Source organism: Humidesulfovibrio sp. (genome assembly GCF_031082295.1).
Classification (GTDB): Bacteria; Desulfobacterota; Desulfovibrionia; order Desulfovibrionales; family Desulfovibrionaceae; genus Humidesulfovibrio.
Genome location: NZ_JAVHLD010000002.1, coordinates 110,042 through 132,538 on the forward strand (window position 1 = coordinate 110,042; position 22,497 = coordinate 132,538).

At 63.2% G+C, this 22,497-nt stretch carries 22 protein-coding genes and 2 tRNA genes; 7 read left to right on the forward strand and 17 right to left on the reverse strand.

From position 1 onward, the window contains the following. Nucleotides 1-59: 59 nt before the first annotated feature. Together RDU24_RS01850 and RDU24_RS01855 are read right to left on the reverse strand one after the other, a co-directional pair. Nucleotides 60-134: transfer RNA gene (locus RDU24_RS01850), tRNA-Cys, on the reverse strand. Nucleotides 135-142: 8 nt separating this feature from the next. Next, nucleotides 143-217, reverse strand: a tRNA-Gly gene (locus tag RDU24_RS01855). A 287-nt stretch (nt 218-504) separates the two neighbouring features. On the opposite strand from RDU24_RS01855, the gene dksA reads away from it, so the two are divergent. Together dksA and RDU24_RS01865 are read left to right on the forward strand one after the other, a co-directional pair. Next, nucleotides 505-867 carry an RNA polymerase-binding protein DksA gene (gene dksA / locus RDU24_RS01860; RefSeq protein ID WP_308734020.1) on the forward strand — a complete coding sequence of 121 codons (363 nt, stop codon included), beginning with the start codon at nt 505-507 and terminating at the stop codon, nt 865-867. Between the two features lie 44 nt (nt 868-911). Continuing rightward, nucleotides 912-2,465 carry an NFACT RNA binding domain-containing protein gene (locus RDU24_RS01865; protein WP_374989736.1) on the forward strand — a complete coding sequence of 518 codons (1,554 nt, stop codon included), beginning with the start codon at nt 912-914 and terminating at the stop codon, nt 2,463-2,465. A gap of 58 nt (nt 2,466-2,523) precedes the next feature. On the opposite strand, the gene RDU24_RS01870 is transcribed toward RDU24_RS01865, so the two are convergent. After that, the gene (locus RDU24_RS01870; protein WP_308734022.1) at nt 2,524-3,285 is read right to left on the reverse strand and encodes a sulfite exporter TauE/SafE family protein; all 762 of its coding nucleotides are present in this window, start codon (nt 3,283-3,285) and stop codon (nt 2,524-2,526) included. 156 nt (nt 3,286-3,441) lie between these two features. Between RDU24_RS01870 and RDU24_RS01875 the strand changes: the two genes are divergently transcribed. After that, nucleotides 3,442-4,251 (forward strand): helix-turn-helix transcriptional regulator, encoded by an 810-nt coding sequence (locus RDU24_RS01875; protein WP_308734023.1) that lies wholly within the window; start codon nt 3,442-3,444, stop codon nt 4,249-4,251. Nucleotides 4,252-4,309: 58 nt separating this feature from the next. On the opposite strand, the gene RDU24_RS01880 is transcribed toward RDU24_RS01875, so the two are convergent. The 4 genes from RDU24_RS01880 to RDU24_RS01895 form a co-directional block, all read right to left on the reverse strand. Then, nucleotides 4,310-5,359, reverse strand: coding sequence for a hypothetical protein (locus tag RDU24_RS01880; RefSeq protein WP_308734024.1), 1,050 nt, complete (start codon nt 5,357-5,359; stop codon nt 4,310-4,312). Between the two features lie 108 nt (nt 5,360-5,467). Then, the gene (gene mutY, locus RDU24_RS01885; RefSeq protein WP_308734025.1) at nt 5,468-6,625 is read right to left on the reverse strand and encodes an A/G-specific adenine glycosylase; all 1,158 of its coding nucleotides are present in this window, start codon (nt 6,623-6,625) and stop codon (nt 5,468-5,470) included. A 6-nt stretch (nt 6,626-6,631) separates the two neighbouring features. Beyond that, entirely contained in the window at nt 6,632-7,384 is a 753-nt protein-coding gene (gene gpmA, locus RDU24_RS01890) for a 2,3-diphosphoglycerate-dependent phosphoglycerate mutase (protein ID WP_308734026.1), read from the reverse strand. 44 nt (nt 7,385-7,428) lie between these two features. Continuing rightward, entirely contained in the window at nt 7,429-10,182 is a 2,754-nt protein-coding gene (locus tag RDU24_RS01895; RefSeq protein WP_308734027.1) for a tetratricopeptide repeat protein, read from the reverse strand. Between the two features lie 36 nt (nt 10,183-10,218). On the opposite strand from RDU24_RS01895, the gene RDU24_RS01900 reads away from it, so the two are divergent. Together RDU24_RS01900 and RDU24_RS01905 are read left to right on the forward strand one after the other, a co-directional pair. Beyond that, nucleotides 10,219-10,581, forward strand: a complete 363-nt coding sequence (locus RDU24_RS01900) for a molybdenum cofactor biosynthesis protein MoaE (RefSeq protein ID WP_308734028.1) — start codon at nt 10,219-10,221, stop codon at nt 10,579-10,581. Nucleotides 10,582-10,651: 70 nt separating this feature from the next. Continuing rightward, on the forward strand, nt 10,652-11,758 hold the full coding sequence (locus RDU24_RS01905; RefSeq protein ID WP_308734029.1) for a glycosyltransferase family 4 protein: 1,107 nt from the start codon (nt 10,652-10,654) through the stop codon (nt 11,756-11,758). 36 nt (nt 11,759-11,794) lie between these two features. On the opposite strand, the gene RDU24_RS01910 is transcribed toward RDU24_RS01905, so the two are convergent. From RDU24_RS01910 to RDU24_RS01930, 5 genes are all read right to left on the reverse strand, one after another. Then, nucleotides 11,795-12,655 (reverse strand): lytic murein transglycosylase, encoded by an 861-nt coding sequence (locus tag RDU24_RS01910; RefSeq protein ID WP_308734030.1) that lies wholly within the window; start codon nt 12,653-12,655, stop codon nt 11,795-11,797. Nucleotides 12,656-12,755: 100 nt separating this feature from the next. Next, nucleotides 12,756-12,869: a dual CXXC motif small (seleno)protein gene (locus RDU24_RS01915; RefSeq protein ID WP_308734031.1), complete on the reverse strand. Its 114-nt coding sequence runs from the start codon at nt 12,867-12,869 to the stop codon at nt 12,756-12,758. Nucleotides 12,870-12,987: 118 nt separating this feature from the next. Then, nucleotides 12,988-14,400 carry a TolC family protein gene (locus RDU24_RS01920; protein WP_308734032.1) on the reverse strand — a complete coding sequence of 471 codons (1,413 nt, stop codon included), beginning with the start codon at nt 14,398-14,400 and terminating at the stop codon, nt 12,988-12,990. 119 nt (nt 14,401-14,519) lie between these two features. Next, on the reverse strand, nt 14,520-15,314 hold the full coding sequence (locus RDU24_RS01925) for a MogA/MoaB family molybdenum cofactor biosynthesis protein (RefSeq protein WP_308734033.1): 795 nt from the start codon (nt 15,312-15,314) through the stop codon (nt 14,520-14,522). Nucleotides 15,315-15,329: 15 nt separating this feature from the next. Continuing rightward, nucleotides 15,330-16,115 (reverse strand): DUF1614 domain-containing protein, encoded by a 786-nt coding sequence (locus tag RDU24_RS01930; protein ID WP_308734034.1) that lies wholly within the window; start codon nt 16,113-16,115, stop codon nt 15,330-15,332. Nucleotides 16,116-16,317: 202 nt separating this feature from the next. Between RDU24_RS01930 and rfbA the strand changes: the two genes are divergently transcribed. After that, nucleotides 16,318-17,184, forward strand: a complete 867-nt coding sequence (gene rfbA, locus RDU24_RS01935; protein WP_308734035.1) for a glucose-1-phosphate thymidylyltransferase RfbA — start codon at nt 16,318-16,320, stop codon at nt 17,182-17,184. A gap of 3 nt (nt 17,185-17,187) precedes the next feature. Here rfbA and RDU24_RS01940 read toward each other — a convergent pair whose 3' ends face one another. From RDU24_RS01940 to RDU24_RS01960, 5 genes are all read right to left on the reverse strand, one after another. Further along, nucleotides 17,188-17,484, reverse strand: coding sequence for a hypothetical protein (locus RDU24_RS01940; RefSeq protein ID WP_308734036.1), 297 nt, complete (start codon nt 17,482-17,484; stop codon nt 17,188-17,190). A 29-nt stretch (nt 17,485-17,513) separates the two neighbouring features. Beyond that, nucleotides 17,514-18,554 (reverse strand): 4-hydroxythreonine-4-phosphate dehydrogenase PdxA, encoded by a 1,041-nt coding sequence (gene pdxA, locus RDU24_RS01945; RefSeq protein WP_308734037.1) that lies wholly within the window; start codon nt 18,552-18,554, stop codon nt 17,514-17,516. A gap of 11 nt (nt 18,555-18,565) precedes the next feature. Continuing rightward, nucleotides 18,566-20,458 (reverse strand): 1,4-alpha-glucan branching protein GlgB, encoded by a 1,893-nt coding sequence (glgB, locus tag RDU24_RS01950; RefSeq protein WP_308734038.1) that lies wholly within the window; start codon nt 20,456-20,458, stop codon nt 18,566-18,568. Nucleotides 20,459-20,580: 122 nt separating this feature from the next. Beyond that, entirely contained in the window at nt 20,581-21,168 is a 588-nt protein-coding gene (locus RDU24_RS01955; RefSeq protein WP_308734039.1) for a GDSL-type esterase/lipase family protein, read from the reverse strand. A gap of 9 nt (nt 21,169-21,177) precedes the next feature. Further along, the gene (locus RDU24_RS01960) at nt 21,178-21,645 is read right to left on the reverse strand and encodes a pyridoxamine 5'-phosphate oxidase family protein (RefSeq protein WP_308734040.1); all 468 of its coding nucleotides are present in this window, start codon (nt 21,643-21,645) and stop codon (nt 21,178-21,180) included. A 183-nt stretch (nt 21,646-21,828) separates the two neighbouring features. Here RDU24_RS01960 and RDU24_RS01965 point away from each other — a divergent pair, with 183 nt between their 5' ends. Further along, nucleotides 21,829-22,497, forward strand: a complete 669-nt coding sequence (locus RDU24_RS01965; protein ID WP_308734041.1) for a DUF2064 domain-containing protein — start codon at nt 21,829-21,831, stop codon at nt 22,495-22,497.

Consider the following 22,497-nt stretch of genomic DNA (forward strand, 5'->3'; position numbering starts at 1 on the left):
ACTCGCGACTTCAACCTTGGCAAGGTTGCACTCTACCGCTGAGTTATTCCCGCTCTTGATGGAGGCGGCATCCGGATTTGAACCGGAGGATGGAGGTTTTGCAGACCTCTGCCTTACCACTTGGCTATGCCGCCTCGTCTATTGGAGCGGGAAACGAGATTTGAACTCGCGACTTCAACCTTGGCAAGGTTGCACTCTACCGCTGAGTTATTCCCGCCCAACAGGGGGAACCTTCTACCTGTGCCCCCATCAAGTGTCAAGCCTTGGCGAGCATGTTTTCCATATTCTTCAAAGAGACCGCCAGAATGGGGGTGAATTCGCGCAGGGCATGAGCACAAGGAACTGATATTTCAGATATGGCCTCCGTCAAGACAACCACGGCGCGGCTTTTAAGCCCCTTTACAAGACCTTTGCTTTTGGTTTATCAGGCGCATTCGCATTGCACTCGGAGCGGAGCGGACCCGACGGACGGCCCACCCGCTCCTGTCATTGAGGAGAGTTAGCATGGAAGCCAAAGACATTCAGTTTTTCCGGGAAATGCTCAACGCCATGCTCGATGAAAGCCTCCAGAAAGGACAGGCGACCATCGACGACATGACGGAGACCGTTGAAGTCTACGCCGACCCGGCTGACAGGGCCACGGCTGAATCCGACCGCGCTTTCACCCTGCGCCTGCGCGACCGTGAACGCAAACTCATCAAAAAGATCACGCAGGCCATCCAGCGCATTGAGGACGGCGAATACGGCGTGTGCGTCGACTGCGGCGAAGATATCGGCATCGCCCGCCTCAAGGCTCGGCCCATGACCACGCTGTGCATCAACTGCAAGAGCAAGCAGGAAGAAGACGAGATGGTCCGGGGCGACTAGCCCGCACGCCAGGTTCGTTTAACAGTCCAGCCTGGGAGGCACAGGTGGAAGCCAATTTCTTCCGCTTCCTGGCCGTCGACTTGGCCGCGACGCTAACCGGCCTGCGTTTCGAAAAAATTCATGGCCCTGCGCAAGGGGTCCTCGTTTTCACTCTCCACGGACAAGGCCGCACCGAACACCTGATCTTCAGGCCCGCCAAATCGGCGGGTCTGCTTTTTTTAAGCCCAGAGCGGCCCGCCAATCCCCCAGCCCCCCCGACACGAGTCATGTGGTTGCGCAAGCGCCTCACCGGACGGCGTCTGCTCGAATCTCGCATTGACTGGCCCAACCAGCGCCTGGGCTTTCTGCTTTCCCCGCGCGAATTGCCCGCGGCAGGCAACTGGGCCGTGTTCGACCTGCGCGCCAGCCAGTCTGACGGGCTCACGCTGGACGGCGACTTCACAGCCAGGCCGGATCCCGCCTGGCCGCCGCTGGAGCGGATTCTTGACTCGCTCCACGCAGACGCTGAAATTTGGCGCGAATACCCGCAGATCACCCCGCTGCTGCGCAAACGGCTGAGCGCCTTGGCCATGGAGAACCCTCCCCAGGCGGCACGCCTGCTGGCGCGCCTGGCTCAGGGCGTGTCCGACAGCTTCTTTCTGCCGCCAGCACCTTTGCGTGGAGAGACCCAGGCCATTCCCCCCCTGGCCTGGGATCCCGGGCTGCCGGGAACCGAGCGTTTCGCCAGTTCCATTGAGGCGGCAACTGCTTTCGGGCAGCGCACCTTGTTCCCGCAGATCGCCCGCGCAGAGGACCATGAGCAGGTGGATCAGGCCGTTCAGCAGCGCAAACGGCTGAAACGCCAGGAGGCTCTGCTCGACCAGGACGAGGCGCGACACCAGAAGCTCGCCGGGCTGGCCAAGGCGGCGGAGGCGCTTCAGATCGCGCTCTCCGGGCTCAAAACCACGCCGCAGCAATCCATCATGCAGCTGGAGCATCCAGAGCACGGGCTGGTCGAGGTGCCCCTAGACCCGCGGCTGACCCCCGCAGAGAACATGGCGCACCTCTTCCGGCAAGCGGCAAAGGGCCGACGCGGCCTGGCCCACGTCGAACGCAGGCGCGCCGAGCTCGCCACCGGTACAGGGCCGGAACTGCACGCGGCGAGTTCCACCCGGCAGAGCCCCCCTTCCCCCCGAACGGCGCCGGTGGTGGTGCCCAAGCGCTACCAGGGCCTGGCCGTCGCGCTCTTCCGCACCTCGGACGGCTTTCTCGTGTTGCGCGGCAAGAGCAGCCAGGCCAACCACGACATGCTCACCAAAGCGGCCGGGCCTTACGATCTCTGGTTCCACGTTTCTGGCGGCCCCAGCGCGCATGTGATCCTCAAGCGCGATTTTCCCGACCAGGACGTGCCGGAGCAGAGCCTCCTTGAGGCCGCTGGGCTGTGCGCGCTCAAAAGCTTTCGCAAGGACGACGCCAAGGCCGAGGTGCTCTGCGCCAAGGTCCGCGACGTGCGCAAGGTCAAGGGCGCGGCCATCGGCAGCGTGGCCGTGGACCAGGTCGACAGGACGCTGCTGGTGAGCCTGGACCCCGGCCTTGAAACACGGCTGGCGCTGAAGTGACGTAGCGAGTCGATCAGAAGGGCGTGCAAGTCACGCCCGGCAGAGGCTCTCGTCGTTCTCAACGCACCAGGTAGATGACTCCGACCACAGTGCCGATGCCGATGACCACGCCACGCAGGACCTTCGGGCTGATGCGACCGGCAAGCCTTCCCCCAAGCACTCCACCTGCGACAGCCCCCACGGCCATGACCAAGGCAGCCGACCAGACCACCTGGCCGGAGAACAGGAAGTAGATCGCCGCTGCGATGTTGATGGCGAAGGACACTGCCTGCTTCAGGGCGTTCAGGCGAGCCAGGTTGTCGTGCAGGACAAGCCCCAGGACAGCGATGACGATGATGCTGACGCCCGCCCCGAAGAAGCCGCCATAAATGGCCGCGGGGATGATGGGCACAAGCACCCAGGCGTCGTGCAGCGTGGCGCCAGCGGTCTTGCCGGCAGACCGCAGGATCAGCGCGCGCAACCGGTCCTGCGCCGCCATGAGCGCAACAGCCATGAAGATCAAGTATGGCACCACGGCCCGAAACACCTGCTCGCCAGTGTTCAGGAGCAGAAACCCTCCACCGATGCCGCCAAGGACTCCCGCAGGCAAAAGGAGCCATAGGCGAAAGGACTGGCCCTTCAGGTCCTTCAACTGGGCGAAGGTTCCCCCGAGATAACCGGGACAAAGGGCCACCGTGTTGGTGATGTTCGCGGAGACGGCCGGGACGCCCACGGCCATGAGCACCGGAAAGGTTATGAGCGTGCCCCCGCCAGCCAGGGCGTTCACCACGCCACCGGCCACAGCGGCAAGACCCACGAATATCAGTTGAATTATGTCCATCTAGGGCAACTCCTCGCAAACGAATCGTCTCGGCGCCCCCGCTTCTTTGCGTCTATGCGCAAAGAGAGGTTCCTGTTTTCTGTTTGCCAATTACGCCATTGCAGGTATGGTCGTCTATCGCACACAAGACAATTCATGTCGCCAAACGGACACTCCATGGAACGAATCCTGCCCGGCCTGACGACCCTGCCCCGACCTGTCTTTGCGCGGGTGGAGACGCTTGCCAAACCTTCCTGGGTGCGTGAGCACCAGCACCAATGGGTGCAGCTTTCCTACGCGACCAGAGGCGTCCTTGGCGTTCGCACCCGGTCCGCCAGTCATCTGGCGCCGCCGCAACGTGCCATCTGGGTGCCTCCCGGCGTGGAGCACTCGGTCGTCACAACGGAACGCACCGTCATGCGCAGCCTGTACATCGAACCGAAAGCCGTGGAGGGTACGCCACTTCAGGAGTACAAGGACTGCAGGGTGCTGGTCATCACCCCCCTGGTGCGCGAACTCATCCGCGCGGTGACCAGCGCTCCGGTGGAATATGACGAGGCCGGCCCGGACGGACGCCTCGTGGTCGTCCTGTTGGACCAGTTGGCCAGGCTTAAGGAGGCGCGCTTCTCCCTTCCGCTGCCGGTGGACAGCCGCTTGGAACGATTGAGCGTGAGGCTGGAGCAACACCCTGAGGATGAGCGTGGCCTTGTGGAACTTGCAGCAGAGGCGGGCCTATCCACAAGAACCATGACACGCCTGTTTCTGCGGGAAACCGGCCTGAGCTTCCGCGCCTGGCGGCGCAGATTGCGGCTGCTCAAGTCGCTGAACGGCCTGGAGGCAGGCGAAAGCGTCACCGCCGTGGCGCTTGACTCCGGCTACGCCTCAACCTCGGCCTTCAGCGCGGCATTCCGCAAGGAGTTCGGCATCACCCCGCGAGAGGCTGTGCAGAACGATCCACCCCAAGCGGCGCCCCGCTGCCCCAAATAGGAAAAGGCGCACCAAGGTGCGCCTTCCAACAAAATCAGGATGGTGCAGTCTCCCCAGATCACACAATCCTGTTCATGCCCTTCTTGTCCAACATGGCCAGGACCATGTCTTTCTCCTGCTTGAGCCGACCCCGCACGCTCTGGCGCACGGCCTCGGTGGAGCCCCCGAACTGGTTCTGGCGCTTGTTGTAAACCTCGCTCACCAGCGCCTGCTCGAAGCTTTTGCCCTCAGCGGCGACGGCCTGCGCGGCCTCCGGCTTCTTCAGGAACTTGTCGATGGCCTCGTTGAAGATGCGCGCCGCGCCGCTTGCTCCGTGCTGCACGGCAGTGCTGAACAAGGCCTCGCGCAGGGCGGGCTTGCTCGCCTCGATGTCCACACCGGTCATTTCGCGAATTTTCTCCCGCGCGGGCTGATAGTGGTCCTTCTTGATGAACTCGGTTTGCAAACGCTCAAAGCGCTCTGGACTTTCGGCTGCGATCTTGGCCCACTCAGCAGGCATGCCGCCCTTGGTCGAGCCGGTGTTGGCCGGTCCGGCCTTGCGCAGTCGTTCGGCCATGGCCGGATCCTGTTCGGAAAGGAAATTCAGGAAGCGGCTCATGGTTCCAGCGCGCGAGGAAATCTGGAACTTGCCGTAGCTTGTGCCGCCGGTGCGATCATAGCCGATGGCCGCCACGCCCTTGTCGCCTGATTCGAACAAAGCGGCGATGGAGCCCAGGCCCTTCACCTCGGGATTGCGAGTAAGGACGTTTTCCAGCGGCATGGGCGCGGCAGGAGCCATGAGCCCAGGCATCCGCTGTCCGGTGAGGCGGGCGATGGTGCTCAGCGCGTCCATCATCATGCTGTCGTTGATGATGTTCATGTCGAAATTCATTGCGGTGGAGTCAGGCTGCTGACCATCGGTCTTGAGGCTGTCGATGCCCATGGCCTGCTGGGCCATCTGCATCTGGGCCTCAAAGGCGATGGTCTTTGGGTCAATCGCCTTGGCGCCTGACTGAGACAAGCCGCGCAGGCCGGGATTCAGCCCTTTGCCCATGTCGACGCCCTGGCCGGACTGAGCCTGCTTCAGAATACGGATGGCTTCCGCTATGCTGTTCGAGTCGTTGGACATCGCACTCCCTCCGCCGTCGAAAAATTGACCACGGCACGGTCTTCGAAACCGATAAAGCACATTCCGTGCCTGTCACAAGTACTTGTTTGATGTCAAGAAGATACGCTGTCAGTCAACAGCGCTGAGGAGTGTCTGAAGGCGTACATCCTCCAGCATGCGGGAAGTCAGGCGGGCATGCCCCGAGGGGAAAGCGAAGGTGAGGAGGTCAGTAGGGCTGACAAGACGGGCTTCCACGGCCTCATGCAGGCGGTGGTCGCGCTTCGGGTCCTGTCCGGGCTCCGCTCGGCAGAAGAACCCATGCAGCGTAATGCGGTACCTGGTGTAGCTGGTGCGAACCACCGCGATCTTGCCCTCTGGCCTCACCGAAAGCTCCGTCTCCTCGCGGAACTCGCGCACCATGGCCTCCTCGGGCGATTCGCCCGGTTCGAGCACCCCGCCCGGAAACTCCCACAGTCCTGGCCACACGTCGTTGGGCCTGCGCTTCTGGATGAACACCTGGCCCTCTGTGAGCAAAATGCCGCAGGCCATGTCCACGCGAACGACCTCTGGCTTCGGCTTGGGCACCGGGCGCAGGTTCACTGTACCTCGCGCGCGCGCCAGGCAATGGCGCGAAACGGGGCAACGCTGGCACTCGGCGCTGCGCGGGGCGCAGATGAGCGCGCCCAGTTCCATGAGCCCCTGGTTGAAGGCCCGGGACTCCCCTGGCGGAAGCAACTCCCAGGCAGCGGCCAGGATGCGGCGCTTGACCTCCGGCGCCGACACTGGACGGTCGATGTCGAGCACACGAGAGAACACACGCTCAACGTTGGCATCCACGGCCGGGCGATGAGCGCCGTAGGCAACGCTCATGACGGCACCGGCGGTGTACGGTCCGACTCCCGGCAGCGCACGCACGGCCTCGAAATTGGCGGGAAACGTGCCGCCGTGCTCTTTCAGCACTACGCGCGCAGCACGCAGGAGATTCTTGGCGCGTGTGTAATACCCCAACCCCTCCCACAGCTTGAGCACCTCGTCCTCATGGGCCTGGGCCAGGCTCACAATGTCTGGGTAGCGCAGCAGGAACCGCTCGAAATAACTGACGGCACGGTCCATCTGGGTCTGCTGGAGCATGATCTCCGAGAGCCAGACGTGGTAGGGTTCCAAGGTTTTGCGCCAGGGCAGGTCGCGGGCGTTTTCGTTGAACCAGCGCAACAACTCCGAGCGGAAACCTCCAACATCAAAGGCTCCGGCCAGGGGCGCCGGAGCCTCGACAGGTGCCTTTGCCACTGGCGGCTACCCCTTGGCGCCCTTGGCCTGGTCCGCCACAGCCTGGGCAGCCTTGGCAACGGCCTCGGGATCGCCAAGGTACTCGCGCCCAAGGGACTTCAAGTTCTTGTCCAGGCGATAGACCAGCGGCACGCCGGTGGGGATGTTCAAGCCAGTAACTTCCTCTTCGTTCATGCCATCGAGATACTTCACCAAGCCACGCAGGGAGTTGCCGTGGGCGGCGACAAGCAGGCGCTTGCCAGAGCGTATCTGCGGGTCCAAAACGTTGTGCCAATAAGGCATCACGCGGTCGATGGTCATCTTGAGGCTCTCGCAGCGCGGGAGTTCGTCGGCGGAAAGGGAGGCATAGCGAGAGTCATGGCCGGGAAAGCGCTCGTCCGAGGGGTCCAGTGCGGGTGGCGGCACGTCGAAGCTGCGCCGCCACTGAAACACCTGCTCGTCGCTGTACTTGCGCGCGGTCTCAGCCTTGTTCAGCCCCTGCAGCGCGCCGTAGTGGCGCTCGTTGAGCCTCCAGGTGGTCTCAACCGGCAGCCACATGAGGTCCATGCGATCCAGCACGATCCACAAGGTGCGGATGGCCCGGCGCAGATAGGAGGTATGGCAGGCGTCGAACACATACCCGGCGTCCTTGAGCGCCCGGCCGCCCTCCTCCGCTTCGCGGATGCCCTGGTCAGAGAGGTCCACGTCCGTCCAGCCGGTGAAGCGGTTCTCCAGGTTCCAAACGCTCTGACCGTGCCGGATGAGAACCAGGGTGTGCATGGCTGACTCCTGCCCTTGCGGGGTGTTAGAGTGCTTGGGCGAAGCTACTTCTTGCCCTTGGCGGCCGACTTGGCCGCAGGCTTTGCGGCGGGCTTGCCTGACGGCTTGGCCTCCGCCTTTGCGGGGGGCTTGGCCGAAGACTTCGCTGCGGGCTTCACGGCGCTTTTCTTGCTGGCTGCACGGCGTTCAGCATCCGCTTCGAAAAGCTCCTTTTTCTTTTTCTCAAAGGTCATGACGCTGCGAAGCGAAGCCAGCCCAAGCGAAAAGACCGTGACCAGAAAGATGAGCCCCTTCTGGAAAGCCCATTTCTGGGCCAGGATGCCATCCACGAGCCAGTTGTTGGCGACCTTTGCAGAATAGAAGAGCAGCACGGGAATGGTCAAGAGGGCCAGGGCAAGCCCCACCACTTCCATCCAGATGAAGTTCTTTCCCAGGAGCATGGCGAAGAGCGTGCTGTCGCGCACGATGCGCAACGAGACAAGGCGCTTGGACAGCCCCTGGAGGCGCTCCTCAAGCTCGGGCAGGTTCCTGCGAGCGGTGCGGAAGTTCCCGGCCATGCGCAAAGGCTGGGTCATGACCCAGTTGATGCGCTTGACGCAGTAGTTGAAGTCGCGGTTGAAATCGCGCAGGAGCTTGGGAAAGGGGAACCAGCCCGCTTCGTACTGCACGTCGCGCAACCGGTCGGCGTAAAGCATCACGCGGTCCTTGATGCGCTTGATCTCCTCATCGATCTGCTTCTGCATCTCCTGGAAGAATCCGTCCATGCCGCGCACGACCTCTCGGAAGGCCACGTAGTTCTCCGTGCCTGCCAGGTCGTTCATGCGGTTCAGGTGGTCAAGGCCTGGCTTGCGGAAGTCATGATCCTCATCGAACCACTGCGGCAGCTCCTTGAGTAGAACCTCAACGCGCTTGCCCACCTCCTCCGCCTTGGCCTGAGCGTCCCGCCAGCCGTCGCGCAGGCCCGAGAGCACATGCACGCGCCCACGGTCGATTTCCGTGTCCAGCAGAATGCGGTTGAAGATCTGCGGATCACGCATGACGAGGTCGGCGAAAATTTCCAGGGACTGGCCGGTGAAGCCCATCTTCACCATGCACACGCCCTCGCGGTAGGCAGGCTCCAGCCAACGCGGCGAACCGGTGCGCACTTGTCGATACAAACCCAAGGCCTCCTTGTACTCCCCGCCGATCTCGTGCAGACGCGCCAGGAGGAACAAGGTATAGCCCTGCTGCACGTAGGAGGGACCAAGCCGCCCGGCCTCCTGCCAATAGAACTGCGCCATGTGGGGGTCGTCGGACTCCAGTGAGACGAAGCCCTCCAGGCAGGCGCCCTCGAAGCTGCGCCCCTGCTTGTTGCTCACCGCGCGCAACGATTCCTTGGCCTTGTCAAGATCGCCTGAGAGAAGCGTGTTGTAGGCATCCTTGACGGACAAAGGTTCCTCGGGGTTGAGCTGTTCCGCCTCCACCGGCCACTCCCGGTTCTTGATGCGCGGCAACACGGGCAATAGACCCAGCTGGCAAGGGGTGACGGTGGAAAACATCGCGCGCAGCAAGACAGACTCGATGCTGTTGTTTCCCTTGATGAGAGCGGTGGTCTGCTGAACGAAGCGGGCGCTGTCCGTCGGCTCGTCCAACCCCTTGAAGGCCGTGGCCATGTCGTCCAGGTTGACGTTACTCATGTCGCGCCAGACATCCGCCCGGAACGGCGGCATCGTCCGGCTGGGACACTGGGTGGCGGCATGGTTCTTCAGGCCGCAATAAAAGCATTCCTTCCCGGTTCCGGCCAGCCAGCGGCGTGGCAAAGGCACCTCGATGGATGCGCCGGACTGGGACTCCTCGCCCCGGAAGCTCACGTAGCACCAGGAATCCAGGGTCTCCTGGTCGCCGCCGTAGCTGATCTCGTTGACCTTGAAGCCGTCAAGCAGGGTGAAGGCATCGCGGTAGCGCATGTGCAGGAAGTCCGGTGTCAGCCGGTTCCAGTCCAGGCTGAAGCGATTCGGCAGGTCCATGGAAAAAGGCATGCCTTTCTGATCGGTGAGTGCGAAAACGCAGGGCCAATATGCGCGCTGAGTAGCCTTCAGCTCATTCAGCAGCGTCGATATCTCCACGCAGTACATCCGCAATTGGCGGTAGCTTTCAAGCGGAAAAATGACGAAGCCCAGGGCGTCGTCAGACAGGTAGCGTATGCCCAGACGCTGAAACATGGCCTGTACTTCGGCGAAAAATGCGCGCCAGCCCGCGATGGCTTCGCGCTCGCCGAGCCGCCCCAGCGGACGAATGACCGCGTACCAGTTCGCAGGCGATTCGTAGTCAAGCCCATGGTCGACCTCAAGAGGCATCCACCCGCAGCTGGACAGCCCCTGCATGGTGATCATGCTGCCGAGCGAAAGTCCGTTCACATTCTTGACGGACTCGATGAACTTGGGATGTACCAGTGTTTCAAGGTCTTCGGCCACGCCAGCCTGCTGGCGCGTCAAGTCACGCGGGACGGAAACGGAAAGATTCAGGTCATACCCGACCATGGCGGTGATGGGCACCACCTGGCAGAACAGCGGAAGAGGATTCAGCTTGGACCAGATGTGCAGCTTGGCCAGGGCGCGGTAGATCTCCGGAGTGAACGACACCCAGAAGCTCTGGCAGGGGTCTTCCACAAGCTGAACCAGGCCGTGGTCGCGCAGGGTGTGGCCGATGGCGTTGTTGAACGAGCCGGACCAGACCATCCAAAGGCCGTACCCGGAACTGATGAGCCGCGCCTGGGAGACACTCGGCAGCCTTTCCAACAGCGTCGAAAGAGTATACATTTCTTCTCCAGGTGCAAATTATACCGGAGGTCATCAATGGACATAAGCCAGACCATCGCAGAACTCAAGAAAACACCAGGATTTTCCGAGAATGTGGGCATGATCCTCGTGCACAACGGCGTCATCCGCGGCTGGTCGCGCAAGGACCACAAGAACGTCAGCGCCGTCGAAATCACGCCTGACCACGGGAAAATTCAGGCACTCTGCGAAGAATTCCAGAAACGTCCTGGCATTTTCCGTGCCATCGCACACGCCGAGGGCGGAATCAAACAACCCGGCGACGACGTCCTGTTCATCATTGTGGCCGGGGACATCAGGGAGAACGTCAAATCCGCGCTCTCCGACCTGCTCGATCGCATCAAGAACGAGGCCGTCAGCAAGCGGGAAGTCTTTGCCTAGCAAGGCAGTGACTTCGGCACCCCCGTCCAGTCAAGCGCCCCGCCCAGGGGCGCATCCATAAAGGTCGCGCATGGTCGTCTTTCAGGTCGTCAACGTCCGCTGGTTCAACGCCACCGCCTGGTACGGTCTCTATTTGAGCCGCCTGCTGAAAGAGGCCGGGCACACGGTGGTGGTGCTGACCCAGGGCGGCACAGACACGCATGCCAAGGCCCTGGAATGGGGGCTTGACGCGCAAGCCGTGGACCTGAACAGCGCGAACCCGCTGCGTTTGGCCGCGGCGCTCGCCCATCTCGTCCGGCTCCTGCGCAAGCATCGCCCGCAGGTGGTCAACTGCCACAGGGGCGAAGGCTTCTTCCTTTGGGGACTGCTGAAGGCCGTGGGCTTTTCCTACAGTCTGGTGCGCACGCGCGGCGATCAACGCCCGCCCAGGGCGGACTTCCTGAACCGCTGGCTGCACGCAAAAGTTGCCGACGCTGTCGTGGTCACCAACTCGCGCATGGCCCGCCACTTTCTGAAAGCCATGCGCACACCGGAAAAAAAGGTCTGGCTCATCCACGGCGGCGTGGACCTTGAGCGCTTTCAGCTTGATCCTGAAGGCCGCAACCGCGTTCGGGCGGAGTTCGGGTACACGGACAGGGAAACCGTCCTCACCCTGGTTGGCCGTTTCGACAAGGTCAAGGGACAGCGCGAAACGCTGCAGGCTGTCGCCAAGCTGATCCACAAGCAGGGCTACCGCAAATTGAGGCTCATGCTGCTGGGCTTTGGCAGCGCCACCGGACAGGATGAGGTCGAGGGCTGGATACGCGAGTTCAAACTGGAACGCTTCGTCACCATCACCGGCAAACGTGACGATGTTGCCGCCTGCCTCTCGGCCGCAGACCTCGGTATCGTGGCCTCGCTCTGGTCTGAGACCATAGCCCGCGCTGCCCTTGAGATCATGGCCGTCAAGCGTCCGCTCATTTCGAGCAACGTGGGCGTCATGCCCGACCTGCTCCCCCCCGAGGCCTTGTTCGATCCGGGCGATGTGGACGCGATGGTCCGACTCATCGCAAAAGCCATGGACGAACCGGACTACCGAAAGGAGCTCCTGCGAGCGCAGGACCTCACCCTCACACAGCTTTCCGGCCGCGATTTCCTGCAGCGCACCCTGACGCTCTACGAGGGATTCCTGGACTAGAAGACACGCGCGTTCGGCGGATATGTTCGCGCCGGACTAGAAGCCGCCGCTGGTGCTGCGCAGAAGATCCGCCACGGCCATGATGGTGCGCGTGTAGGTGTGCGAGTGGTTGTAGCGATAGAGAACGGCCAGCTGGCGCTCGCGCGTCAAATTCGCCTTCCAGCCATTGGCATTGAGGAAACGTGCGGTGCTCAACAACGCATCCGCCACGCTGAACAGGTCCACACGCCCGTCACCGTCCAGGTCCTCACCATAGCGCACCGCGTTCGTCGGCATGAATTGGCAGATACCGATGGCTCCGTAGACCGAGCCGGGGATGCTGGCGGGATCAAGCCCGGCAGAGTCGGCGTACACAAGCAGGGCCTTGAGCTCCTTGTACGCCCAGGCGGCCTTCTGGGCCGTCCGCCAGCGAAGCCACAAGGCCATCTTGGACGAAATGTCGCGGCGCTCGATCAGTGGGGCAACCAGGGAGAAATCACCCGCCAGGGCCATGCTGGCCAAGGTCGTCAAGGCGCCCCTGCTGCCAACGTTTCGTCCAAGCTTGGTTTCCACAAGCAGGAGTGCCACAAGGATCTCCTCGGGGACCCCATAGCGCTTGCGAACCTCTCGCAAGGGGCCGCTTTGGCTTTCCAGAAAACTACTGGCCTGCAAGATGAGAATCGGGTTCAAATAGCTCAGGTAAATTTCCGGCGCCTCGGCCTTTGGCTTGCCCTGGGAGAGCTTCACGTCGAGCAGGGCGTTCATCTTGCGAGCCATCACCTGCGGATCGAAGCGCACCTCGGAACGGGCGAAGAGGGACTCCATACGCGCGCGCTCGAACCCGTCCGTCTCCAGTCGGCGCACCAACGGGGACCACTCATTGGCAGCGCAGGCAAGCACAGGAGACAACAGCAACATAACGAAAAACGCGGCCCCGAGGGACCGCGCTCCAGTGGAATACTTCCGCCAGGGATTTCCCAGGGCAGCGAAGATGCCATGCGGCATGTCGCCGTGCTGCTTACAGGCGATCAAGCGGCACAAAGGCCACCTCCTCCTCAAAGGCTTCGTCCAACTGCTCAGAGAAATTTCTCACAGGATGTGTGGCGCCGCAAACCTTGCAGCGAAGCGACACCTCGCGTCAGGCCCGGTTGACGAACATTGCCCCACCGCAAGACGGACAACGCAAACCCTCAAGGGCCTGCGGTTCCGTCCGCCTGCGGTAGGATGACATAAAACCCATGCGCCGCCCCTTACTTCGCGGTGGAAAGATCTGGGTTCTTCTCGCCCATTGCAACGTAAAGGCCGGAGATGGCCGTCTGGTAGTCGGAGAGAGCCTGTGAGAGCTGAGCCTCGCTGCTGCTGACCTTGGCCTGGGCGTCCAGCACGTCGGTGTTGGTGCCGACCTGAGCCTGATAGCGCGCCAGGGCCATGCGATAGGATTCGCGGGCGGCGTCAACGCTCTTCTTGGCCACGCCGATGCGGTCGGCGGCCTCACGCTGGGACAAGAGCCCCTGTTTGACCTCGTAGCCTGCGCTGAGGCGGGTGTTGTCCAAGGCCGCTCGAACCTTGTTCACGGTCTCGTCGGCGCTTTTGTACTTGAAGAAGGTGCTGCCCCACTGGAAGAAGGTCCAAGAGGCGGTGGCGCCAACGGTCATGTATGATTTTCCGGTGTTGGAGAGGTTGGGACTACCGGAAAGACCTGGATGGTCACCCTTTTTGTAGAAGTCGACGTCTGCCCCAACCTGGGGATAAAAGTCGCTGGCCGTGATGCCCGCGTCCTTCTCGGCGATCTGCACGCTCTTGATGCCGACCAGGATGTCCGGACGGCTCGTGAACGCCCGCTTCAGGCACTCGTTCAGGTCCAGGTTGAACGGAGTGAAAGTAAGGTCGCCGACATACTCCACGGGAGCCTCAAGGGGCAGGTTGAGCAGGGAGTTGAGCTTGGCCCTAGTGGTGTCGAGAGAGTTCTTGGCCTTGAGCTGGGCCTGCTCCGCGGTGGCAAGGTCAACCTCGGCCTGGAGCACGTCGAGCTTGGGCTTCAGGCCCACGTCGAAGAACGCTTGCGTGACCTTGAGCTGCGACTTGAGACGCTCCACCGAATCCTCTGCGCTCTTCACGTCCATCTTGGCCTTAAGGTGGGCCAGGAAATTGGTCTGGATGGTGCTGATGAGGGAGAGCTCCGCCTGGGTCAGGTTGGCCTCGTTCTGTTCCTTGGTCAGCCTGGCTTTCTGGTGTGTCTTCAGCAGCTTGAAGCCGACAAACACGGGCTGATGGATATTCAGTCGTCCCGTCCAGGTGGTCTGGTCACCGGAATCGACGCCTGCAGTCGTCTTGGGCTGCGAGCCATAGCGGGAGAAGCCGTAGGAAGCCGTGGCCGTGGGGAAGAAATCCGCCATGCTCGACTTCACCATGTAGTCGGAGCCCTGCAACTGGGCGCGCGCACCGACCATGGTCGGGTTGGCCGCCAGGCCGCGTTCCACGCTCTGCTTCAGGTCAAGGCTTGCAGGGACGGGCTGTTCAGCCGCCTGGGTCTGGGCGGCCATTGCGGCAGCCTGCGAAGCGACCGGGGCAGCGGCCGGGGTTGAGTCCTGAGCGGAGGCCGGGCCGGCAAGGCACAGAGACAGGCCGAAGGTCAGGGCAAATTGAAGTGCTTTGGTACGCATGGTCTTTTTTCCTCTTATCAGGATGATGAGTAACGGGCGAAGTGGGCCCGTTGTTGTTTCGGATGCTTTCAAACAAGTGTTTATACCCGATGGCCGCGAAAACCGCAAGTTGCAGAGGATTACACGCTCGCGCACTCCGAGGGGTCGCCCTGGAGTTTTTCGATAGTGTGGGACAAGGCGGGCAGCACCGCGCCCAGGCACTCGCGCACAGCCTTGGGGCTGCCCGGCAGGTTCACGATGACCGAGCCGCCAAGGGTGCCGCACACAGCGCGAGAGACTGCTCCGTGCGGCGTCTTGGCCAGGCTGGTCATGGTCATGGCCCGCTCAAAGCCCGGCAACCGCTTCTCTATGACGGCCAAAGTGGCCTCAGGGGTTACATCCCGAGGAGCCACGCCAGTGCCGCCCGTGGTGCAAATGAGGTCAAAGGCGTCCTGCAAAGCCAACTGCATCAGCAGTGCGCGGATACCGCGCTCGTCGTCCGGCAGCACGAACCCGCGCGCCAGGGAAAGCGGCATGGCCGTGCGCACCATCTCCTCGACCAGTGGGCCGGAGGCGTCGACTCGCTGTCCCGCCGCGCCCTTGTCGGACAGCGTAATCCAGGCAAGGGCAAAGCCGTTGCGCGAGGCCGACAGCAGGCGCTGATCGTCCAGGCCAACGGGCGCGGGCACAAGGGTCTCCAGAAGCCAGCACTGGGCGTCGGGCAATTGGGCCTGCCCCGGCCACCACATCCGCCCAAGCACCCGATGCTCCTCCTGCTCGCCCTGCAGCACATGGCCGGGCCGCAAGGCCAAGGGACCATCCGCAAAGGCGCAAGGCACGCCGGGATTGAGCGCCTGAGTCGAAGAATAGACCAGAAAACGCTGGCCAGGGGTCTGGCCCGTGTTTTTAGAGAACCGCAGGCAGATGTCGCTCATAAGGGCACCGTTTTCCTAAGCCAGAAGTACGGCGATGATGCCAGCAAGAAAAATGCCATCAAAAGTCCCTGCCCCGCCGATGGACAAGAGCGGCGCGTCAAGCATGGCCCAGGTTCGGCGATTGGCGAGATGCAGAATATCAGCGCCGATGAGCGTGCCGAGCGTTCCCGCCATGTACGCCGCGCGCGGAGCCAGCGACTCGTGCCCTGGCAGGGTGGAAACATCAGGCGACAATAGGATCGCCGTCAGCGCGGCCACGGCGGGCGGCAGCAGCACCGGCACGGCGATGCCGACACCTGGCGTCGGACGCGCTAGCAGGTAGCAGGCCAGGGCCGAAATAACCACACACAGTGCCAGCCAGCCGCCAAGCATCCCTGTGGCGTGGATCTGCCAGAGAAACCAGGCCGAGAGCAGGCAGGGCACCACGCAGCCGCCCACGTTCACCGCCACCACCTGCTCCGAGAGCATCAATTCCTCATCCTGCGCTTGGCCGAAATTCGCCTGGCCAAAATTCATTTGACCAAAACCGACTTGCCCGGGCCGAACGCGCTGCATGCGGAACAGGCGGCTGGCCGGAGCTGCAAGTCCTCGCACAAGACGCGTGCCCTTGTGCAACGGAATGTTCACGCTGCTGCCGAAAATGGTGGCCAGGAACACGGCCATGCCTTGAAACCCGGTGAGCCCGAGCTTGCCGAAGGCCGTGGCCAGAATGCTCATGGGCAGGAAAACGAACAGCCCGAAGAGCACGATGATCACCACGAAGACCAAAAGCAGCGGCGGGCCAGAACGAAAGACAAACATGAGAACTCCCTGCGCGGGCCGGAATCGCAACCGCACGGCTTAACCCATGCGGAATCACGAACAAAGGTGCCGACCAGGCGCGGTCTGTGCGGCCGGGACAGTTGCCAGGGCCGCAGGAATCAGGATATCGACCTGAAAGAATATCAACCCGGACAGGCGTTGTAAACCACGCCAGCCGTTTTAAACACGAGGAAGTGAACACATGAAGGGCATCATACTGGCGGGCGGTTCCGGCACGCGCCTGCACCCGCTGACCAAGGTCATCAGCAAACAGCTCCTGCCCGTGTTCGACAAGCCCATGATCTACTACCCGCTGTCCACCCTCATGCTGGCGGGCATCCGCGACATACTCGTCATTTCCACCCCTTCCGACCTGCCCCGCTTCCGCGAGATGCTGGGCGACGGCTCGGACCTGGGCTTGCGCTTTTCCTACGTGGCCCAACCGAGCCCCGACGGCCTTGCCCAGGCCTTCATCCTCGGCGCGGACTTCATCGGAAACGACACCGTGTGCCTGGTGCTGGGCGACAACATCTTCTACGCCAAGGGCTTGAGCGAAGTCTTGCAGCGCTCGGCGGCGCTGACCAAGGGCGGCAGGATCTTCGCCTACCCGGTGAAAGACCCCGAGCGCTTCGGCGTGGTGGAGTTCGACCGCGACCACAAGGTGCTTTCCATCGAGGAGAAGCCCAAGGAGCCGAAATCGCGCTATGCGGTGACGGGCCTGTATTTCTACGACAACGACGTGGTGGACATCGCGCGGAACTTGAAGCCCTCGGCGCGCGGCGAGCTTGAGATAACGGACGTGAACAACGCCTACCTGGGGCGCGGCGACCTGACGGTGGAACTCACCGGGCGCGGCTGGGCCTGGCTCGACATGGGCACGCACGAGTCGCTTCTGCGCGCGTCCAACTTCGTGCACATGATCCAGGAAAACCAGAGCCTGCGCATCGCCTGCGTGGAGGAGATCGCCTACCGCATGGGCTACATCGACGCCGCGCAACTGGAGAAGCTGGCCTGCTGCATGCTCAAGAACGATTACGGGCAGTATTTGATGGAGGTTCTGCGGGGGTAGAGCCTACCGCCGCCCCTCTCGGCACGCCCGCAGTTCTCCCTCGCACTCCCTCTCGCAGTGCCGCAAGTACATCATGTCGCCGTTCTCGGCGTAGTCGTCCTGGCAGCGGATGCGGCAGACGGCAAGTCTGTCGGCGCAGCAATGCGGATCGGACGGGTCGCGGCCAGGGCGGCAGTCGCTGCGGTAGTTCTTGAGCGAAGGCGAAGAATCTCGCTGGTGCAGACGCCCCTCGGCCGCCACCGGCACGGGGTCGCAGCAAGTGAGCAGAAGTCCCAAGGCAAGCCAGAACAGCAGACGCATGGACGTCCCTCCCGCCTAAGGTTGCGGCCCTACCCCACCAGCCGCCGCGCCAGATCAAGCGCAGCGACGAAGCTCGTCAACTTCGCCTTGCCCGTGCCCACCAGATCATAGCCCGTGCCGTGGTCCGGCGAGGTACGGATTATGGGCAGGCCGAGGGTCACGTTCACCGCCTCGCCGAAGTGCAGAAGCTTTAGCGGCGCGAGCCCCTGGTCGTGGTACATGGCGACCACGGCCGGGTAGCGCCCGCGGGCGGCAAAGTGGAACAGGGTGTCCGCCGGAATGGGGCCTTCGACGTTCAGGCCCTGGGCCCGGGCCTCGCGCACCGCCGGGCCGACGATCTCCTCGTCCTCGCGGCCAATGCGCCCGGACTCTCCCGCATGCGGGTTCAGGCCGCACACGCCGATCGGCCCCGCAAGGCCCAGCCGCTCCACAAACGCGGCGGTGTGGTTGAGCGCGCGAAGAATGCCCGCGCGCGTCACAAGGCGCGGCACCTCGGACAGCGGCGGATGCGTGGTCACAAGGCTCACCCGCAGCACCATCTGGCTGTCGTCGCTCGGCATCGGCCCGCAGAGATGCATGGTGACGTTCTCGCGGCCGACGCCCAGCCCTTCGGCAAGAAACTCCGTGTGGCCGGGAAAGGCGAACCCGGCCTGCTGCAGGCTGGACTTGTTCAGCGGGCAGGTGACAAGCCCCCGGATGATTCCCGCTCTCGCCAGCCTCACGGCAAGGTCCAGGCTGCGACCCGCAGCCAGCCCACCGGCGACCGCGGGCGCCCCCGGCGGATAGTCCAGGTCGGACAGATCCTTGGGCTCCACAAAATACGCGCCCGGCGGACGCGCGGCGAGTTGCTCGGACACGGGCGCGGTGTCGTCAAGCACCTCGAAAAAACGCGGGCGGCCTTCCAGCGCGCGCACCAGCGCGGACAGGGGCCCAATGAGAAGCAGGCGTTCGCCGCGTTCCTGATAGTGCTGCGGGGCGTCGGCCAGGGCGCGCACCACAAGTTCCGGCCCAAGCCCGCAGGGATCGCCCAGAGTGATGCCCAGGGTGGTGGCTGGAATGTGCGAATCCACGAATCCCCCTGCTAGCCCGGCATGAAAGCCATGGCCGACAACGGCGGCAAACTCAGGGTCAGGTGCGTGCCGCCGGGGCTGTCCCAGGCCTGCGCGCCGCCGGCGTTGCCCACGTTGGATCCGCCGTAGATGGCTGCGTCGGAGTTGAACACCTCTCGCCAATGCCCGCCGCCAGGACAGCGCACGCTGTACTCCTGGCGCACCACGGGCGTGAAGTTGAAGACCCACAGGACCGGCGCGTGGCCTGGCGCAAGCCGCGCGAAGGCCAGCACGGAGTTGCTCCAGTCGTTGACGCTCATCCACTCGAAGCCCTTCCAGCTGGTGTCGGCCTCGAACATGGCCGGGGTCTCGCGCAGGATGCGGTTCAGGTCGCCGACGAGGCGCGAAACGCCAGTGTGCGTATGGAATTCGTGCAGGATCCAATCAAGCTCGCGCTTGCAGTTCCACTCGTTCCACTGGCCGAACTCGCAGCCCATGAACAGCAGCTTCTTGCCCGGATGCGCCCATTGGTAGGCCAGCAGCAGGCGCAGGTTGGCAAACTGCTGCCACATGTCGCCGGGCATCTTGGACAGGAGCGCGCCCTTGCCGTGCACCACCTCGTCGTGGGAGATGGGCAGCACGAAATTCTCGCTGAAGGCGTAGAGCATGGAGAAGGTCAGGCTGTTGTGGTGGTAGGCCCGGTGCACGGGATCGTGCGCGAAATAGGCCAAGGTGTCATTCATCCAGCCCATGTTCCACTTGAAGGTGAAACCAAGGCCGCCAGTGTAGGTGGGGCGTGACACGCCGGGCCAGGCCGTGGACTCTTCGGCGATCATCAGCGCGCCGGGATAGTGGGCGTGGACGACGGTGTTCAGCTCCTTGAGAAGCTCTATGGCGGCGAGGTTCTCACGCCCGCCGAACTCGTTTGGTATCCAGTCACCTGCCTCGCGCGAGTAGTCCAGATAGAGCATGGAGGCCACGGCGTCGATGCGGATGCCGTCGATGTGGAATTCCTTGAACCAGTAGAGCGCATTGGCCAGGAGGAAGTTTTTCACCTCATGGCGGCTGTAGTTGAAGATGTAGGTGCCCCAATCCGGGTGCTCGCCCTTGCGCGGGTCTTCGTGTTCGAACAGGGCCGTGCCGTCAAAGCGTCCCAGGCACCAGTCATCCTTCGGGAAATGGCCTGGCACCCAGTCCAGTATGACGCCGATGCCTTCCTCGTGGCAGCGGTTCACGAGATAGCGCAAGCCGTCCGGTTCGCCGAAACGCGAGGTGGGCGCGAAATAGTGGCTGGTCTGATAGCCCCAGGACTCGTCCAGGGGGTGCTCGGCCAGGGGCATGAACTCGATGTGCGTAAAGCCCAGCGACTTCACGTATTCGATGAGCTCATCGGCCAGCTGGCTGTAGGACAAGAAATTGCCGTCGCGCATGCGCCAGGACCCGGCGTGGACTTCATACACCGACTGAGGACGGTTGAGCGGCGGGTCGAAACGCTTGCGGGCGTCCAGCCACTCGGCATCGCTCCACGTAAAGCCGTCAAGGCTCCAGGCCCGGGCGGCGTTTCCGGGGCGCATCTCCGCGTACAGGGCGAAGGGGTCGGTCTTGAAAGTGGTGTGGCCGTGGCGATCCTTGACGGCGAACTTGTACAGCTCGCCCTTGGCCAGGCCAGGCACGAACCCGGCCCAGATGCCGGAGGAGCCCACAGGGTACAGCGGGTGGTCCTTGCCCCACCAGTCGTTGAACGGTCCGACCAGCCGCACCTTGCGCGCGTTGGGCGCCCAGACCGCAAAACGATAGCCCTGGGCTCCCTCCTGCTCATGCGGATGCGCGCCCAGGATGCGGTAAAGATCCCAGTGTTCGCCCTTGCCGAACAGGTAGAGGTCGAAGGGTTCGATAAAGACCGGCTGGGTGACGTGATTGCTCATGCTTGTTGCTCCGGGTTGGGCTGCGACCGTCAGGACCGGGCGGTGCGGACTTCGGCCTATCAATTCCCTACCCTAGTTGCGGCCCGGAGACAACGCCCCACGCACACCAATCCGGTGCGGCATCAGAGCCCGAGCAAGTCAGCCAGGGGAGGCCAGGCGGCAAGCAACCCAGCGATCTCGGCGTAGCCCCCGGCGTCAGGATGGATCGCATCACCGGCGGCAAGTGCGTCCATGTAGCCTTTGGAGGCGGAAAGCGGCGTGAACAGGTCGTAGCCCGGCACGCCCAGTTCGTCGCAGACGGCCAAAAGGGCCAGCCCAAGCTCGCGGTTCCGGGCGGCCCAGGCCGGGTCGCTGGACGGCGGCGGCGCGATGAACACGGTGCGCCCTAGAGAGGCAGCCTCGCGAAGCATGCGCTTCACGGAGGAGGCGGCGTCCTGCACAGGCACCTGTTGCGGCCGGTCCGCGGCGCCGAAGCTGAACACGAAGGCCATGTCCTCGCCTGGACGCGTGCGCCGGGCGGTCTCTTCCTGCCAGCGCGCTGCCACGCGCACGGAGGAGTCGCCACGCAGGCCAAGGTTGCACAAGGTCAGAGCGGTTGCGCGGTTCGGGGCCAAGGCGAAGCTGGCCTGGGCCAGCCGCCCCACCCAGCCGAGCGCCTGGGCATCGCCGATGCCTTGCACGGTCGAGTCTCCCACAAAGCAGATGACCATGCCGTCCTCCTAGGTGAGCTTCAGCCGTGCGGTGGCCCGGTCGATGTCGATGGCCAGAACATAGGTTTTGTCGAGGATGCCCTCGTCGTAGGGGAAGTCATCTCGCCCCGCGTGCTTGCGCATGAGGACGTTCAGCGCCGCCACCTTGTCGCCCGCGAGCGCCACCTCGCGCACATGGCCGGAACCAAGCACGCAGCGGAACTTGTAGCCCCACTGGCAGGCAAGTTCGCCAGTCTTGGGCTCCAGGTCAACTGCTGCGGAAAAGGCCACACGGGTACCGGTGGCCATTGCCAGGCGAAAGGCCTCGGCCTTGCGCCCCTTTTTGGACGAGTGCAAGTAGAGCACTCCCCCCTCCAAAGCGGCGTTCACAGGCACCGAATACGGCCCCTCCTCGTCCACCAGGGCCAGAGTCACATACTCGGCGCGATTGAGAATATCAGCCACAACCGCCTGATCGTCCGTCACATCCTTGCGCATCGATCCTCCAAAAACAATTGATGTTGTCTCCACGCCAGAAAGTATCCTTATTGCGGAGAGGCTTCAAGCGCGCAAAATCATACCCCTTCGGGGTTGCCAGGCCGAGCCCGGGTGCTTACTGTCTGCATCGCCGCCGGAGCGAGGATCGCTCCGCAGCACACTGCCAGCGCCACAGGAGACTTCATGAAATCCGCCGTACTGCTTTTTGCCAACACTCCCCTGCCTGTACTCACGCCTGAGGCGATGTCCGGCGCTGGCCCTGATCCGCTCGCCCTGGCCTTGCTGAAGGACACCCTTCGCAATCTTGCCGACGTCGACGCCGAAGTCTTTCTGTTTCTTGATCCCGGCCAGGACAAGGAGCAGGCCAAGGCCCTGCTCGGCAAAGGGAGATTCAAAATCAGCAACGCCCTGGGCCGCAACATCACCGTGCAGCAGCGCAACGCCTTCCGCCTCGTGTTTTCTCGCCAGTACGAGCGTGCCATCCTTGTCAGCAACGCCACGCCCGACCTGCCGACCCACGCCGTGCAGTCGGCCCTGGACGGACTGGGCTGGAAGAACGCCTGCATCGGCCCGGTGCCGTCGCCGAATGGCGAGCCTGAGGACATCTACGCCCTGGGGTTCCACACCGAGGCCTGGATGACAGAGGCTTTCGATCAGGTGGACCGCGCCCGACCGGCCCTGTTTCGCCGGCTGGAGACGCTCATGCTCTTCTACGAGCGCAAGGTCCATATCCTTCCGGAATACGCGCCAATCACCGACCTGACCCAGTGCCCGGCGCTTGTGGAGCGTTGCAGGGAGACGCGCTTCGCCCAACTGCCGTCGCTCCGCCTTGCCGGGGAACGGTCGGCCTAG

Bases quoted from the DNA above. Each gene is read 5' to 3' on its own strand.
- dksA (WP_308734020.1), top strand. From the start codon at position 505: ATGGAAGCCAAAGACATTCAGTTTTTCCGGGAAATGCTCAACGCCATG.
- RDU24_RS01870 (WP_308734022.1), bottom strand. From the start codon at position 3,285: ATGGACATAATTCAACTGATATTCGTGGGTCTTGCCGCTGTGGCCGGT.
- RDU24_RS01875 (WP_308734023.1), top strand. From the start codon at position 3,442: ATGGAACGAATCCTGCCCGGCCTGACGACCCTGCCCCGACCTGTCTTT.
- RDU24_RS01880 (WP_308734024.1), bottom strand. From the start codon at position 5,359: ATGTCCAACGACTCGAACAGCATAGCGGAAGCCATCCGTATTCTGAAG.
- gpmA (WP_308734026.1), bottom strand. From the start codon at position 7,384: ATGCACACCCTGGTTCTCATCCGGCACGGTCAGAGCGTTTGGAACCTG.
- RDU24_RS01895 (WP_308734027.1), bottom strand. From the start codon at position 10,182: ATGTATACTCTTTCGACGCTGTTGGAAAGGCTGCCGAGTGTCTCCCAG.
- RDU24_RS01900 (WP_308734028.1), top strand. From the start codon at position 10,219: ATGGACATAAGCCAGACCATCGCAGAACTCAAGAAAACACCAGGATTT.
- RDU24_RS01905 (WP_308734029.1), top strand. From the start codon at position 10,652: ATGGTCGTCTTTCAGGTCGTCAACGTCCGCTGGTTCAACGCCACCGCC.
- RDU24_RS01910 (WP_308734030.1), bottom strand. From the start codon at position 12,655: ATGTTGCTGTTGTCTCCTGTGCTTGCCTGCGCTGCCAATGAGTGGTCC.
- RDU24_RS01920 (WP_308734032.1), bottom strand. From the start codon at position 14,400: ATGCGTACCAAAGCACTTCAATTTGCCCTGACCTTCGGCCTGTCTCTG.
- RDU24_RS01925 (WP_308734033.1), bottom strand. From the start codon at position 15,314: ATGAGCGACATCTGCCTGCGGTTCTCTAAAAACACGGGCCAGACCCCT.
- RDU24_RS01930 (WP_308734034.1), bottom strand. From the start codon at position 16,115: ATGTTTGTCTTTCGTTCTGGCCCGCCGCTGCTTTTGGTCTTCGTGGTG.
- rfbA (WP_308734035.1), top strand. From the start codon at position 16,318: ATGAAGGGCATCATACTGGCGGGCGGTTCCGGCACGCGCCTGCACCCG.
- RDU24_RS01940 (WP_308734036.1), bottom strand. From the start codon at position 17,484: ATGCGTCTGCTGTTCTGGCTTGCCTTGGGACTTCTGCTCACTTGCTGC.
- glgB (WP_308734038.1), bottom strand. From the start codon at position 20,458: ATGAGCAATCACGTCACCCAGCCGGTCTTTATCGAACCCTTCGACCTC.
- RDU24_RS01955 (WP_308734039.1), bottom strand. From the start codon at position 21,168: ATGGTCATCTGCTTTGTGGGAGACTCGACCGTGCAAGGCATCGGCGAT.
- RDU24_RS01960 (WP_308734040.1), bottom strand. From the start codon at position 21,645: ATGCGCAAGGATGTGACGGACGATCAGGCGGTTGTGGCTGATATTCTC.
- RDU24_RS01965 (WP_308734041.1), top strand. From the start codon at position 21,829: ATGAAATCCGCCGTACTGCTTTTTGCCAACACTCCCCTGCCTGTACTC.